10 protein-coding genes are annotated in these 13,862 nt (G+C 72.8%); 5 read left to right on the top strand and 5 right to left on the bottom strand.

Annotated elements, in window-relative coordinates:
* Window positions 1–61: 61 nt before the first annotated feature.
* Complete coding sequence (locus APR03_RS12245; RefSeq protein ID WP_253836021.1) at window positions 62–2,308, bottom strand: YhgE/Pip domain-containing protein; 2,247 nt, start codon at window positions 2,306–2,308, stop codon at window positions 62–64.
* On the bottom strand, window positions 2,305–5,142 hold the full coding sequence (locus tag APR03_RS12250; protein WP_253836022.1) for an MMPL family transporter: 2,838 nt from the start codon (window positions 5,140–5,142) through the stop codon (window positions 2,305–2,307). Before APR03_RS12250 ends, APR03_RS12245 begins: the two co-directional genes overlap by 4 nt.
* Window positions 5,143–5,269: 127 nt before the next feature.
* Between APR03_RS12250 and APR03_RS12255 the strand changes: the two genes are divergently transcribed.
* Window positions 5,270–5,968, top strand: a complete 699-nt coding sequence (locus tag APR03_RS12255; protein ID WP_253836023.1) for a TetR/AcrR family transcriptional regulator — start codon at window positions 5,270–5,272, stop codon at window positions 5,966–5,968.
* 29 nt (window positions 5,969–5,997) lie between these two features.
* Here APR03_RS12255 and pgm read toward each other — a convergent pair whose 3' ends face one another.
* Window positions 5,998–7,683, bottom strand: a complete 1,686-nt coding sequence (pgm, locus tag APR03_RS12260) for a phosphoglucomutase (alpha-D-glucose-1,6-bisphosphate-dependent) (RefSeq protein ID WP_253836024.1) — start codon at window positions 7,681–7,683, stop codon at window positions 5,998–6,000.
* 81 nt (window positions 7,684–7,764) lie between these two features.
* Here pgm and APR03_RS12265 point away from each other — a divergent pair, with 81 nt between their 5' ends.
* A complete protein-coding gene (locus APR03_RS12265) occupies window positions 7,765–8,100 on the top strand; it encodes a rhodanese-like domain-containing protein (protein ID WP_253836026.1) in 336 nt (111 codons plus the stop codon).
* 16 nt (window positions 8,101–8,116) lie between these two features.
* Here APR03_RS12265 and APR03_RS12270 read toward each other — a convergent pair whose 3' ends face one another.
* Together APR03_RS12270 and APR03_RS12275 are read right to left on the bottom strand one after the other, a co-directional pair.
* The gene (locus APR03_RS12270) at window positions 8,117–9,796 is read right to left on the bottom strand and encodes a glycoside hydrolase family 10-like protein (protein ID WP_253836028.1); all 1,680 of its coding nucleotides are present in this window, start codon (window positions 9,794–9,796) and stop codon (window positions 8,117–8,119) included.
* A gap of 309 nt (window positions 9,797–10,105) precedes the next feature.
* Window positions 10,106–10,414 carry a GNAT family N-acetyltransferase gene (locus APR03_RS12275; protein WP_253836030.1) on the bottom strand — a complete coding sequence of 103 codons (309 nt, stop codon included), beginning with the start codon at window positions 10,412–10,414 and terminating at the stop codon, window positions 10,106–10,108.
* Window positions 10,415–10,510: 96 nt separating this feature from the next.
* Here APR03_RS12275 and APR03_RS12280 point away from each other — a divergent pair, with 96 nt between their 5' ends.
* The 3 genes from APR03_RS12280 to APR03_RS12290 all read left to right on the top strand — a co-directional run bounded on the left by APR03_RS12280 (window position 10,511) and on the right by APR03_RS12290 (window position 13,862).
* A complete protein-coding gene (locus tag APR03_RS12280) occupies window positions 10,511–11,734 on the top strand; it encodes an MFS transporter (protein WP_253836032.1) in 1,224 nt (407 codons plus the stop codon).
* 108 nt (window positions 11,735–11,842) lie between these two features.
* Window positions 11,843–12,307, top strand: a complete 465-nt coding sequence (locus tag APR03_RS12285) for an NfeD C-terminal domain-containing protein (RefSeq protein WP_253836034.1) — start codon at window positions 11,843–11,845, stop codon at window positions 12,305–12,307.
* Between the two features lie 109 nt (window positions 12,308–12,416).
* Complete coding sequence (locus tag APR03_RS12290) at window positions 12,417–13,862, top strand: flotillin family protein (RefSeq protein ID WP_253836035.1); 1,446 nt, start codon at window positions 12,417–12,419, stop codon at window positions 13,860–13,862.

Here is a 13,862-nt window from a genome sequence, read left to right on the forward strand (position 1 = left end):
CGGGATCCCCGCCCTTCCTGACGGTCGTCAGGGGCGAGGATCCCGCACTCGGTACGGCCGGTCAGGCGGTGCGGAGGTCGCCGATACGCACCGTGCGGCGGCGGGCGACCATCAGGGTCGTCACCGCCAGGGACGCCGCGGTCCACAGCACCACCGACGCGATCACCATCCCGACCCCGCCCGTGCCCGGCTCCACGAGCCGGCCGAGCCCGACGGTCGCGGGGCCGACCGGCAGGAACGCCGTGAGCCCCTCCAGGACGGCGGGAACCGTCGACACGACGCCGGTCGCGATGACCAGGACCGCGACGAGCAGGCTCACGCCGCGTCCCACGTGACCGAGCGCGGCCGCGAGCGCCTGGTTGGCCGCGACGAAGGCGACCGAGACGAGCGCGCCGAAGCCCATCGTCGCGATCCAGCCGCCGACGTCGAGGCTCTCGATGCCCGCGAGCACCGCTCCTGTCGCCAGGCCGGTGACCAGGCCGACGACCGCCGGGACGGCCAGGGTCTCCAGGGCGAGCCGCAGGGCGCCGCGCGTCGAACCGCGAGCGTGCAGCGGCACCGGCGTGAACACGACCATGAGCGCCAGAGCACCCAGCCAGAGCGCCAGGACCGCGAACATCGGGCCGGTCGCCCCCGTGTCGAGGTCGGTGACCTCACCGTCCGTGGCCACCGGGTCGGCCACGACGGACGCGAGCGACCTGCGCTCGTTCTCGGTGTACGAAGGGATCTCCTCGGTGGCCTGGTCCAGGCCGTCGGAGAGGTCCTGCGCGCCGCCGGCCAGCTCGCCGACACCGTCCGCGAGACCGCCGACGCCGGTCGCGAGCTGGCTGGTGCCCGTCTCGAGCTGGCCCACCCCGTCGGCGAGCTGCGTGGCCCCCGAGGCGATGCCGCCCGCGCCGCCGGAGAGCTCGCGGGCGCCGGAGGCGAGCGCACCCACGCCGCCAGCGGCCTGGTCGGCGCCGGAAGCCAGCTCGGCGAGCCCACCCGAGAGCTGGTGTGCGCCGTCGGCAAGGGCCGACGCCCCGCCCGCGACCTGCTCGGTCCCGCCTGCGAGCTCGTTCGCACCCTGCGCGAGGCCGCTGATGCCTGCCTGGAGCTCGTAGAGACCGGTCGGCTCCTTGCCAGGTGTGCCTGCGAGACCACTCACACCGCCGGCAACCTGGGCAGCACCCGCCTTGAGCCCTTCGAGCTGGGGAAGCTTTGCGCAGAAGTCCGCGTAGAACGGAGCCGCGAGCGGGTTGTCGCACGCCTCCGCGATCCCGTCGACCAGTCCGGCGACGCCGTCCGACACGTCGTCCGCGCCCACCGCGAGCTGTGCTGCGGCGTCCGCCGGTCCTGGCTGGTCCGCGGTGCCCTGCAGCTTCGCCGCCGTCGCCGACAGGCCGCCGGCCAGCCGCTTCGCCCCTTCGGCGGTCAGGCCAGCACCCGCCGCCAGCTCGTTGGCGCCGGCGGTGAGCTCTGCGGCGCCGTCCGCGGACTGCCCGGCGCCCGTGGCCAGCTGGCTCACGCCCGCCGCAGCCTGGTCGGCGCCCGCCGCCCACTGGTTCGCGCCCGTGGCCCACTGGCCGGCGCCGCCGGCCAGGCCGGACACGCCGTCGCCCAGGCCGGCGACGCCCTCGGAGGTCTGGCGGGCTCCGTCGGCGAGCTGCTGCGCGCCCTCGCCCGCCTCGGTCGCGCCGTCGGCGAGCTGCCCGGCGCCGTCCGCGGCTTTGCCGAGCTCCTCCGACAGCGTGGAGAACCCGACGAGCACGTTGTCCACGTACGTCTCGGTGAGGGTGCTGCCGAGCACGCCGGTGGCGGTCTGGGCCACCACCTGCGCGAGGGCGTCGTCGAGCACGCGGCCGTTGGTCGGCGTCGCGACGTCGATGGTCGCCTGGCGAGCGTCGGACGGGTCGTCGCTGCCGAAGGAGGTCGCCGCGGCGGAGAAGTCCTCCGGGATGGTCACGACGGCGGCGTACGTGCCGTCGGCCAGGCCGTCGGCCGCGCCCTGCTCGTCGGTGATCTCCCAGTCGTAGCTGGCGTCGGAGGCGGGCACCGCCGCGGCCTCGCCGGCCTCGACGTCCGCCGTCTCGCCTCCGCTCACCAGTCCCGCGGCGAGCTGCCGCCCGAGCGGCACCGTCTGACCGTCCACCTCGACGGGCTCGTCGAGGTTCACGATCGCCGCCTTGACCGTGTCGAGGCGCTCCTGCGGGTTCCACAGGGCAGAGATCAGCAGCCCCAGGATCATCAGCGGGAGGAGCGCCACGGCCACCGCCCGCCAGGGGTTGCGGAAGGGCTCGGGCCGCAGCCATCTCGTCGCGGTGCTCATGCCCGCACCTCCTGCTCCGTCACGGCGGACTCCTGGTCACGTTCTGTCGGGGTATCGGCACCGGGACTGACGTCCAGCATCGGGGTGCCTGCCGGTGCGAGGTCGGTGGCCGCGACGCCCGTCGAGCCGAGCAGCACCGCGACGCCGTCGCGCTGCGCCCCCGCGAGCGCCTGGGCCAGCTCCGCGCGTGCCGCGAGGTCGCCGACCGTCTCGGTACCGTCCACGACGAGCACCGCGGGCTTGTCGCGCAGCGCGCGGCGGACCGCCTCGGCGGGGTGCCCGCCCTCAGCGGCGGAGTCGACGACCGCCGCCCGGCGCCGCACCGAGGACGCCCGTTCGGGCAGCACCAGCCCGGCCGTCTTGGCCACGCCGCCGGTGAGGGCGAGCCGGCCGGACACGGCCAGCAGGAACGCGCTCACGGGGGCGGTGGCGTCGCCGCGGACCAGCAGCGCGCCGCCGTCGGGCACCCGCACGCTGACGGGGCCGACGACCCGGCCAGAGCGGCCGCCCACCTCCAGGTCCTGGGCCGCCACGGCGTCGTCCGCGCCCGGCTCGGGCCAGTCGGCGAGCGACAGCTCGCGCGCCAGGCCCTCCCCCTCGACGTCGAACGACGGCAGCGCATGGTCGAGCCACCGGGGCATGTACCAGGCCTTCTCACCGAGCAGCGCCAGCACCGCGGGCACGAAGACCATGCGCACCACGAAGGCGTCCACGGCCACGCCCACCGCGAGGCCGAGCGCGATCGGCTTGAGGTTCATGTCGCCGTGCGGCACGAACGCGACGAAGACCGCGATCATGATGACCGCCGCGGCCGTGACGACCTTGGCCGAGCCCTGGAACCCGGTCGTGACCGCGTGCCGCGCGCTGCCGCCGTGCACGTAGTCCTCGCGCATGCGGGAGACGAGGAACACCTCGTAGTCCATGGCCAGGCCGAACAGGATGCCCATGAGGACGATCGGCATGAAGCTGATGACCGGTCCGGTGCGCGTCACGTTGAGCGCCTCGGCGAAGACGCCGTGCTCGAACACGAGCGAGACCACGCCGAACGCCGCGCCCACGGAGAACAGGTAGCCGACCGTCGCCTTGATCGGCACGGCGATCGAGCGGAACACCATGGTCAGCAGGATCAGCGACAGGCCGACCACGACGAGGGCGAACGGCAGCAGCGCGTCGCCGAGCTTGTCCGACACGTCGATGCCGACGGCCGTGAAGCCGGTGACGGCCAGGTCCACGCCGTACTCGTCGAGGAAGCGGTCGTGCAGGCCGCGGATCTCGCGGACCAGGTCCTCCGTCTCGGCCGACGTCGGCCCCCCCTCGGGAACCACCTGGATGATGCCGGTGTCGGCCGTCATGTTCGGGGTCGCGAGCGGCACGTCGGCCACGCCCGGCAGGTCCTCGATCTCGCCGGCGATCTGGTCCATGAGGGCCAGGGGGTCCGTGCTGGTCACGATCGAGCCGGTGACGATCAGCGGGCCGTTGAAGCCGTCGCCGAAGTGCTCCGAGACGAGGTCGTACGTGACGCGGGCCGGGTCGTCCTCCTCCATGACGCCCGCGTCCGGCAGGGCCAGCCGCAGGTCCAGCGCGGGGTAGCTGAGCGCACCCATCGCCGCGATCACCAGCACGACCGTCAGCGCCGGGATCTTGGTCACGGCACGCACCCAGCCGCTGAAGAACCGGTTCGGCCGGGCCTCCGCGGCCGCGGGCACGGCCTGGGCGCGGCGCCGGGTCACCTCGGTGTCCACCTCGGCGTCGGACTCGGCCGCCTCGGCCGCGGCCTCCCGTGCCGCGGCACGCCGCGCCCTACGGGACGGCCGGGGCCGCAGTCGCTCGCCCGCGAACCCGAGGAGGGCGGGCAGCAGGGTCAGCGACACGAGCACCGTGATGCCGACCGTCACCGCGGCCGCGACACCCATGATCGTCAGGAAGGGGATGCCGGCCACGCCGAGCCCGACCAGCGCGATCATCACGGTGAGACCCGCGAACACGACGGCCGAGCCGGCCGTGGCGGTCGCCCGGGCGATCGACTCCTGCACCGGCAGCCCGGTCCCGAGCTGCTCCCGGTGCCGCGACACGATGAACAGGGCGTAGTCGATGCCGACGGCGAGACCGAGCATCACCGCCAACATCGGTGTGGTCGAGTTGATGGGCCCGAGGACCGTGGCCGCGAACAGCAGGCCCATCGACGCCCCGACGCCCAGCAGCGCGTTGAGCAGCGGCAGGCCGGCGGCGACGAGCGACCCGAGCGTCAGCACGAGCACCACGAGCGCGACCAGCAGGCCGATGCCCTCCGTCAGGGTCATCTCGGGGAACTTCGAGGAGAAGAGCTGGCCGCCCAGGTGCGCCTCGGCGCCGTCGGGCAGGGCCTGCGCGAGCGCGTCCGCCTCGACGCCCAGCGCGTCCTTGGTCTCGTCCGTGATGGAGCCCTGGTCGCCGTCGAGCTGGATCGTGAGGAGCGTCGCACGCTCGTCGTCGGACACCGAGGCCGGCATCTGGTCGTCGAACGGCGACGTGACGACCTCGACCTGGGAGACGTCGCCGAGGTTCTCGACGCCGTCCTCGATCGCGGAGCGCATGGCACCGTCGTTGATCGTCCCGCCCTCGGGTGCGACGACGATCACCTGCGCGGAGGCGCCGCTGACCTGCGGGAACGTCGCCGCGAGGCGGTCGAGGGCCGCCTGTGACTCCGTGCCGGGGATGGACACCTGGTTGTCGAGGCCTTGCTGCAGCAGGCCGGCCGCGCCGCCCACGAGGACGAGCGCCACGACCCAGAGGGCTACGACGAGCCTCCGGGCGTGTACGGCCCAGCGGCCGAGCGAGTAGAGGACGGAGGACACGCACACTCCTGGGACGAGGCGGGGACCGAGGGGAAGGCTTTCGATGCACCACTGTATCCGATGCACGAGTGCATCGGATACACGGGTGTATTGGTAGACTGGTCACCCCGATACCTGAGGAGCTGCTGTGACCACCGGACCCGCCAGTGACGTCGGCTCGGGGTCGTCCGTCGAGCGCGCGTTCGCCACGGCCCTGACCCCCCGGCGCGAACGGACGCGCGAGCGCCTGCTCGACGCCGCATACACGGTCTTCGCACAGCACGGCATCCGCGGCGCGTCCATCGAGGCCGTGTGCGAGGCCGCCGGGTTCACGCGCGGGGCCTTCTACTCGAACTTCAGCAGCAAGGAGGAGCTCTTCCTCGCCCTCGCCGAGCGGGCGATGCGCCGGCAGCTCGTCGCGCTGGAGTCCATCACGAAGAACCTCGAGCCCGAGGTCGTGCGCTGCGGCGCCGTCAATCCGGACGCGATCAGCACGATCCTGTCGGTGATGACCCCGGACGCCGGGGACGCCCGGCAGTGGACGCTGATGCGCGCCGAGCTCGAGCTGCTCGCGATGCGGGACCCCGAGGTCGGGCGCCCGTTCCTCGCGCAGGAGCAGATGATCCGCACCGAGCTCGGGTCAGCGATCGAGGGGATCCTCGACGACTTCGGCCTGCGCTTCACCATCGACCAGCGCACCGCGGTCGACCTGCTGCTCGGCGCCTACGAGTCCTCGGCGCGGGTCGCGGTCACGGCGAGCCAGGTCCAGGAGGAGGACGGCGATGCCGTGCCCGGCACCGCCGTCCTGAGCCAGCTCGTCAACCTCCTGGTCACGACAGCGGACTGAGCCGGCCCCACCGGCTCAGCCGGTGGGGCTCAGGCCAGCGCCTCGTCGACCAGGGTCCGCGCCGCGTCCTGCACCTCGGCGAGGTGGTCCGCGGAGACGAACGACTCCGCGTAGATCTTGTAGACGTCCTCCGTGCCGCTCGGGCGCGCGGCGAACCACGCGTCCGCGGTGCTGACCTTGAGACCGCCGATCGCGGCGCCGTTGCCCGGCGCCTCGGTGAGCGTGGCCGTGATGTCCTGACCCGCGAGCGTGGTGGACGTGACGTCGGACGGCGACAGCGCGGCCAGGCGCGCCTTCTGCTCACGGGTGGCGGCGGCGTCGACGCGGGCGTACCAGCTCTGCCCGTGGCGCTCGACCTGCGCCGTGTGGTGCTCGGACGGCGACCGTCCCGTGGTCGCCAGGATCTCCGAGGCGAGCAGCGCGAGCAGGATCCCGTCCTTGTCGGTGGACCAGACGCGGCCGTCCTTGCGCAGGAACGAGGCCCCCGCCGACTCCTCGCCGCCGAACCCGACCTCGCCCGAGAGCAGGCCCGGCACGAACCACTTGAACCCGACCGGCACCTCGACCAGGCGCCGGTCCAGGCCCGCGGCCACGCGGTCGATCAGGGCGGACGACACGAGCGTCTTGCCGATCGCCGCCCCCGTCGGCCAGCTGGGGCGCGCCCCGCCGAACAGGTACTCGACGGCCACCGCGAGGAAGTGGTTCGGGTTCATCAGACCGTCGGCCGTGACGATGCCGTGCCGGTCGGAGTCGGCATCGTTGCCGGTCGCGACGTCGAACGGCGCGCCGCCGTCTGGTCCCGTCATCTTCTCGACCAGCGAGGCCATGGCGTAGGGCGAGCTGCAGTCCATGCGGATCTTGCCGTCCCAGTCGAGCGTCATGAACGCCCAGCGCGGGTCGACCTGAGGGTTCACGACGGTCAGGTCGAGGTCGTACCGCTCGGCGATCGCGCCCCAGTACTCGACGGACGCCCCGCCCAGGGGGTCGGCGCCGATCCGCACACCGGACGTCCGGATCGCCTCGAGGTCGAGCACGTTCGCCAGGTCGTCCACGTAGGTCGAGAGGTAGTCGTGCCGGTGGGTCCGGTCCGACGCGAGCGCGTCGTCCAGCGACACCCGCCTCACCTGGCCGACCCCGGTGCGCAGGATCTCGTTCGCGCGGTCCGCGATCCAGCCCGTCGCGTCGGAGTCGGCGGGCCCGCCGTGCGGCGGGTTGTACTTGAAGCCGCCGTCGCGCGGCGGGTTGTGCGACGGCGTCACGACGATCCCGTCCGCCAGGCCCGACCCGGGCGCGGCGAGGCCCGGCGTCCCCTCCGCGAACCGCGTCTGGTTGTGCAGCAGGATCGACTGGCTGACGGCGGGAGTCGGCGTCCAGGAGTCGCGCGCGTCGACCATGACGTCGACCTCGGCGGCGGCCAGCACCTCCAGCGCCGTCTGCCAGGCCGGCTGGGAGAGGGCGTGCGTGTCGCGTCCGATGAACAGGGGGCCGTCGGTGCCCTGGCCGCGCCGGTACTCCACGATCGCCGCGGTGATCGCCACGATGTGCGCCTCGTTGAAGGCGTGGTCGAGGCTCGAACCACGATGGCCCGAGGTGCCGAAGACGACCTGCTGCCCCGGGTCGTCCGGGTCGGGCACGAGGTCGTAGTAGGCGCCGACCACCCGGTCGACGTCGATCAGGTCACTGGGCTGGGCAGGAGTTCCGGCGCGCGCATCCATGCGGTCGATACTGCCAGGTACCGGCCACGGACGTCGCCGGTCTCACCTCCGCCACGCGCGGCGCCGTCGTAGGCTGACCGTATGTTCCCGCCGATGCAGCCCGAGGTCCCCACGGTCCACCCCAGCGAGCTCGACCCCGCCTCGCCCGTCCCGGACGGGACGACCCTGCTCGACGTCCGCGAGCAGGACGAGTGGGACGCCGGCCACGCACCCGGGGCCGTGCACATCCCGCTGGGCGACCTGCCCGCCCGGTTCGGTGAGCTCGACGCGGAGTCCCCGGTCCTGGTCCTGTGCCACTCCGGCGGACGCTCCGCGCGGGCTACGCAGTGGCTCAACGAGGCGGTCGGTCTCGAGGCGACCAACATCGACGGCGGCATCGTCGCCTGGGCGGGCGCGGGCCTGCCGGTCGAGCGCTGAGGTCGTGCGCTGACGGTTACCGGGCGACGCGCGGGCGGCTCGGACCGGACTCGTTCCACACCCGGTCCAGCGCGGTGACCACGTAGGTGTACCGCACGCCTGGCGCCGCCGTCGTGTCCAGCCACGAGTGGACGCGCCCGCTCGCCGAGCGGAACGTGCCGACGAGGTTCGCCGGGTCGTCGATGTCCACGGCGTCGACGGCGCCCCGCACGCGGTAGACCGCGAACGACGTCGCCCGCGCGATCCGGGACCCGATGTCGGTGACGTGCAGCCGGACCCCGTCGTCGACCCGCCGGGCGTTCGCGAGCACCGGGGCGGCGACGGGATCGGCCGGCAGGTGCGGCATAGGCGGGATCAGGGCGGGGTGCCGGTAGTGGTCCGCGACGACCCGCGACATGCCGCCCTGCGGGTCGGCGGGCACGTGCACCGCCGAGTAGTAGACGTTGCCGTGCACGGGGCCGACGTCGCGGCTGACCTCCCGGCACAGGTCCACGTGGTTCGTGAGCTCCTCGGGGTCGGTGAAGACCCCGCTCGTCATCTTGTAGAGGGCCTCCCCCACGTAGAGCTGGGTGCCCGACTGCGCCGCGACCTCGGCCCACCACGGCACGAGCGCCGCGTAGTCGGCCACGGCGAGGCCGATCTGCCAGTAGATCTGCGGGTTGACGTAGTCGAGCCAGCCCTCCAGCACCCACTTGCGGGTGTCGGCGTACTGGTCGTCGTACGACTGGGAGCCGGCGGTGTCCGAGCCCAGGGGGTCCGTCGAGGAGTTGCGCCAGATGCCGAACGGGCTGATCCCGAACTTGACCCAGGGCTTGACCGCCTTGATGCGGGAGCTCATCGTCTCGACGAAGCGGTCCACGTTGTCGCGGCGCCAGTCCTCGATCGCGTCGAACCCCGCCCCGTACCGCTCGTAGGTCGCGGTGTCGGGGACCGTCTCGCCCGGCACGGGGTACGGGTAGAAGTAGTCGTCGAAGTGCACACCGTCGATGTCGTAGCTCTCGACCGCGTGCAGGATCGCCCGCTGGATGTGCTCCCGTGCCTCGGGGATGCCCGGGTCGAAGTAGAGGCGGCCACCGTACGCCCACACCCAGTCGGGGTGCTGTCGCGCCGGGTGGTCGGCCACGAGCAGGGCTGGGTCGGGCTGCATCGAGACGCGGTACGGGTTGAACCACGCGTGCAGCTCGATGTTGCGCGCGTGCGCCTCGGCGACCATGAAGGCCAGCGGGTCGTAGCCGGGATCCTGCCCCTGCGTGCCGGTCAGGTACTGCGACCACGGCTCGTACGGGCTGTCCCAGAACGCGTCGGCGGTCGGACGCACCTGGACGAAGACGGCGTTGAGCCCGTTCTCGCGCGCCACCTCCAGGTGCCGCACGAACTCGGCCTTCTGCGCCTCCGCGTCCAGGCCGCTGGCCGACGGCCAGTCGATGTTGGCGACCGAGGCGATCCACATGGCGCGCAGCTCGCGCTTGAGGTTCAGGTCCGACGACGGCCGCGGCGACGCGTTGCCCGTCATCGCCGTCGCCCCGAGCGCCGTGGCCGGGTCGAGCGCGGCGATCGTGACGCTGATCGCCGCGGCAGCCGTGCCGGCCGCCGCCATCGTGAGGAACTCCCGGCGGCCGAGCCCGGCCATCGCTCCCCGCACCCCACCTCCGGTCCGGTCCGGCGAGAGCGACCTCGTGCGTGCCCAGGCGGGCATCGGTGTCGCCTCAGGGCGGGCGGGGTGCCTCACGTGCTCGACCTCCGGTACTGGCTGCTGGGGGTTGGTGCCGTGGTGCTGTCGTCGTCGGGATGCCGTCGGCCCGCGCCCGTAGGGGCGCGGGCCGACGGTGCAAGTTGGCCGGCGTCGATCGGCAGATTGAGGTGACGAACAATGCCACCGGGCGACGCCGTGGGGAAACTCTCGCACATCCCGCTCCGGATGTGAAGTTGCAGAGCAATTCAAGTTGTGGAACCAATTTTCACGCTCTGGCGAGGGCGAGAGTGAACCCCCTGGTGAGAGCCGCGATCAGGACGAGAGCGGCGCCCGGAGGAGGTCGTCGTACTCCGGGGCGTGCTTGAGGACGTAGGCACGGATATACGGACAGAGCGGGACGATCTTGCTGCCCGCCTCGCGCACGGCGCCGAGCGCCGCCTTCGCGAGCTGCCCGGCCAGGCCGCGGCCCTCGTACGCCTCGAACACCTCGGTGTGCAGGAAGATGACGGTGCCGGGCTCCGTCTCGTAGACGGCAAAGCCGGCCAGCGTGCCGTCGACGGTCACCTCGAAGCGCGACTCCTGAGGGTTGTCGGTCACGGTCACCTGTGGTTCGTCGGTCATGCGGACCATCGTGCGGCCTCGAGGGCACGTCGGGCCAGCGGGCCGGACGCCTCGGAGCACGGAGGCGATGTCAGTGGCGGGTGCGAGACTCGATCCGTGCCAGCGACCCACGTCCCGCCCCGCTCCAACCCCTACGTGGAGCTGCTCCGCACCCCTGGCGCGCTCAAGTTCTCCGCCGCCGGCGCTCTCGCCCGCCTCCCGATGTCGATGGTCGGGATCGGCGCCGTCCTCATGGTGCAGGGCCTCTACGACAGCTATGCCATGGCGGGCCGCGTGGCGGCCGTGCTCGGCTTGGCGCAGGCCTTCCTCGCCCCGCAGATCGCCCGCTGGGTGGACCGGCACGGCCAGCGCAGGGTCCTCCTGCCGGCGCTGCTGGTCACCGCCGTCGGCCTCGGGGGCCTCGTGACGGCCGCGGTGCTCGGCGCGCCGGAGTGGGTGCTCTGGCCCTTCGCGGCGGTCGCCGGCGGCAGCCAGGGCTCCTACGGCTCCATGGTGCGGGCCCGCTGGAACAACGCGCTGGACGACGCGCGCCGCCTGCACACCGCGTACTCGCTGGAGTCGTCGATCGACGAGCTGGTCTACATCGTCGGTCCGGTGCTGGCCACGACGCTCGCCACCGCGGTCGCGGCGCCGTCAGCCCTCGTGGTCGCCGGGGTCGCGGCCGTCGCGGGCGGGCTGCTGTTCGTCGTGCAGCGCGCCACCGAACCTGACGTGGTGGTGCCCGACACGGAGGTGCGGCGCCGGCCCGTCGTGCTCGTGCCCGGCATGCCGGTGCTGGTGCTGGTCTTCGTGGCGATGGGCGTCATCTTCGGCTCCATGGAGGTCGTCACCGTGGCGTTCGCCGAGGAGCTGGGTGACAAGGGGGCCTCGGGCCTCGTGCTCGCGGTGTTCGCGCTGGGCTCGATGGTCGCCGGCCTGGTCTACGGGGCCCGGCACTTCACCAGCCCGGCGGTACGGCGGTTCGTGATCGGCATGGTGGCCCTCGCACCCGGCGTGTCCCTCTTCCTCCTGGCGCACTCGCTCTGGACGCTGGCCGGCGTGATGTTCGTGGCCGGGCTCGCCATCGCCCCCACCGTCATCACGGGTAACGGGCTGGTCCAGGACATGGTCGCCAGACACCAGCTCACCGAGGCCCTCACCTGGGTGGGCACGTCCATCGGCATCGGCGCCTCGCTCGGGGCCTCGCTGGCCGGGCTGCGCGTGGACCAGGCCGGGGCGGACGCGGGCTTCCTGGTGCCTGTCGCGGCGGCCTGGTTCGCCGCGCTGCTCACGCTGGTCGCGAGCGGAACCCTGCGTCGGCAGGCCGCCGCACCGGAATAGCGGATCGTCGGGCCCGTCGGGACCGGAAGTTCACCCGGGTTCACCAGCAGCGACACACCCGTTCCTGATAACTTTCAGAACACTTCCAGACTCGTCGAACGGACGCCCATGCTCGTCTTCATCGTCATCGGCCTCCTCGGGCTCGCCCTCGCCGTCACGTCGCTGCTCCTCGGCGACTTCTTCGAGCTGGCCGACGGAGCCGTCTCCGGCACGTCGCTCGGCGCGGGCGCGCTGTTGTTCGGGGCGACCGGCACGGTGGTCCTGTCCTCAGGGCTCGATCTCTGGGTCGCGTACCCGGCGGGCGCCGTGGTCGCCGTCCTCGTCATCGTGCTGGTGAACGTGCTGATCAGCCGGCTCAAGGCCGGCGAGGACGGCGGGCCCGTCTCCCTGGTCGGGGCGCAGGGCAGCGTGACGTCCGACGTCGACACCGCGCACGGCGAGGTCTCCCTGGACGCCGCGACCGAGCTGGAGACCCGCCTCGCGTTCGCCGACGAGCCCATCCCACAGGGCACCCGCGTCGTCGTGGTCGAGCAGCACGGCGCGCGCGTCAAGGTCGAGCCCGTACCGCGCTGATCCCCCGCCGTACCCCACCGCGTCGCACGGCGCGGCCCCTCACCTCTGTCCACCATCGGTCGGGAGCGCTTCGTCGGTCTGGCCGGTCCACCCCACCCCAGGAGCCGACATGCCAGGTCAACTCATCGGAGTCATCGCCGTCGCGGCGGGCGTCCTCGCGATCTTCCTCGTCCTCGCGTTCGTCGCGAGCCGCATCCGGCGCGTCCCGCCGAACGAGGCGCTCATCGTCGTCGGTCGCGGCGCCGGCAAGTCCGAGGCGCAGACCGCGAGCCAGCGCGTCGTCGTCGGCGGCCGGGCGTTCGTGTGGCCCGTGCTGCAGCAGGGCTTCGCGATCTCGCTGGAGCAGCGCCAGATCGGCATCACCGTCGAGGGTGTGGACAAGAACCGCATCAAGATCGCGATCAAGGCGTCCATCAACTTCAAGGTCCGCGGTGACGAGGAGGGCGTGCGGCGCGCCGCGCAGCGCTTCCTGTCCCAGCAGCACCTGCTGACGGAGATCATCAAGGAGTCCCTCGAGGGCTCGCTGCGCTCGATCGTGGGCGACATGACGATCGAGCAGATCATCTCCGACCGCAAGGGCCTGTCGGACCGCGTGGTGCAGTCCACCAAGACGGACCTCTCGGAGCAGGGCCTGCAGGTCGACCTGCTCAACATCTCCGACATCTCGACGCCGGGCTCGGACTACCTCGCGAACCTCGGCCGCGCGGAGGCCGCCAACGCCCGGCAGCTCGCCGAGGTGTCCGAGGCGGAGGCGAAGCGGGCCTCGGAGTTCGCCGTGATCGACGCCGCCGAGCAGATCGCCGAGCGGCAGAAGGCCCTCGACCTCAAGCGGGCCGCCATCAAGGCCGAGACGGACCGCGCGAACGCCGAGGCGGAGGCCGCCGGCCAGCTCGCCCGCGCCGCCCAGGACCGCCTCGTGGCCCAGGAGGAGCGCGAGGCGATGGCCGAGAAGGCCCGCGTCGAGCAGGAGCGGCTCGACATCGAGGTGCGCAAGCCCGCCGAGGCCCAGGCCTACGCCGAGGTGCAGAGCGCCAACGCCCGTCGTGACGCCAACAACGCGGCCACCGAGGCGGAGGCCTTCAAGCGCACCACCATCGCCCAGGCGAACAAGACCGCGGCCCTGCAGGACGCCGAGGCTGCCGCCGAGGCCGTGCGCCGCGCCGGTGAGGCCGAGCGCGACCGGCAGGTCGCCCTGGCCGCCGGTGTCGAGGCCGAGGGCCGTGCTCGCGCCGCCGCCGTCGAGGCCGAGGGTCTGGCCGAGGCCGCCGCGACCGACGCCAAGGCCGAGGCGCTGCGCAAGTACGGCGAGGCGGCGCTGGTGCAGGAGCTGATCGAGCGCCTGCCCGACATCGTGCGTGCCGCCGCCGAGCCGATCGCCTCGATCCAGGGCATGACCGTGATCTCGACCGACGGCGCGTCGGCCGTCACGAAGAACGTCACGTCGGTGCTGGGTGAGGGACAGGGTGTCATCAAGCAGCTCACGGGCGTGGACATCAACCAGCTCATCTCGACGCTGGCCGGCAAGCCGGAGGAGAACGGCACGCCCGCTCGCTGA

The sequence above is a fragment of the Promicromonospora thailandica genome, assembly GCF_024171955.1.
Classification (GTDB): Bacteria; Actinomycetota; Actinomycetes; order Actinomycetales; family Cellulomonadaceae; genus Promicromonospora; species Promicromonospora thailandica.

Bases quoted from the DNA above. Each gene is read 5' to 3' on its own strand.
- APR03_RS12245 (WP_253836021.1), bottom strand. From the start codon at position 2,308: ATGAGCACCGCGACGAGATGGCTGCGGCCCGAGCCCTTCCGCAACCCC.
- pgm (WP_253836024.1), bottom strand. From the start codon at position 7,683: ATGGATGCGCGCGCCGGAACTCCTGCCCAGCCCAGTGACCTGATCGAC.
- APR03_RS12265 (WP_253836026.1), top strand. From the start codon at position 7,765: ATGTTCCCGCCGATGCAGCCCGAGGTCCCCACGGTCCACCCCAGCGAG.
- APR03_RS12270 (WP_253836028.1), bottom strand. From the start codon at position 9,796: ATGCCCGCCTGGGCACGCACGAGGTCGCTCTCGCCGGACCGGACCGGA.
- APR03_RS12275 (WP_253836030.1), bottom strand. From the start codon at position 10,414: ATGACCGACGAACCACAGGTGACCGTGACCGACAACCCTCAGGAGTCG.
- APR03_RS12285 (WP_253836034.1), top strand. From the start codon at position 11,843: ATGCTCGTCTTCATCGTCATCGGCCTCCTCGGGCTCGCCCTCGCCGTC.
- APR03_RS12290 (WP_253836035.1), top strand. From the start codon at position 12,417: ATGCCAGGTCAACTCATCGGAGTCATCGCCGTCGCGGCGGGCGTCCTC.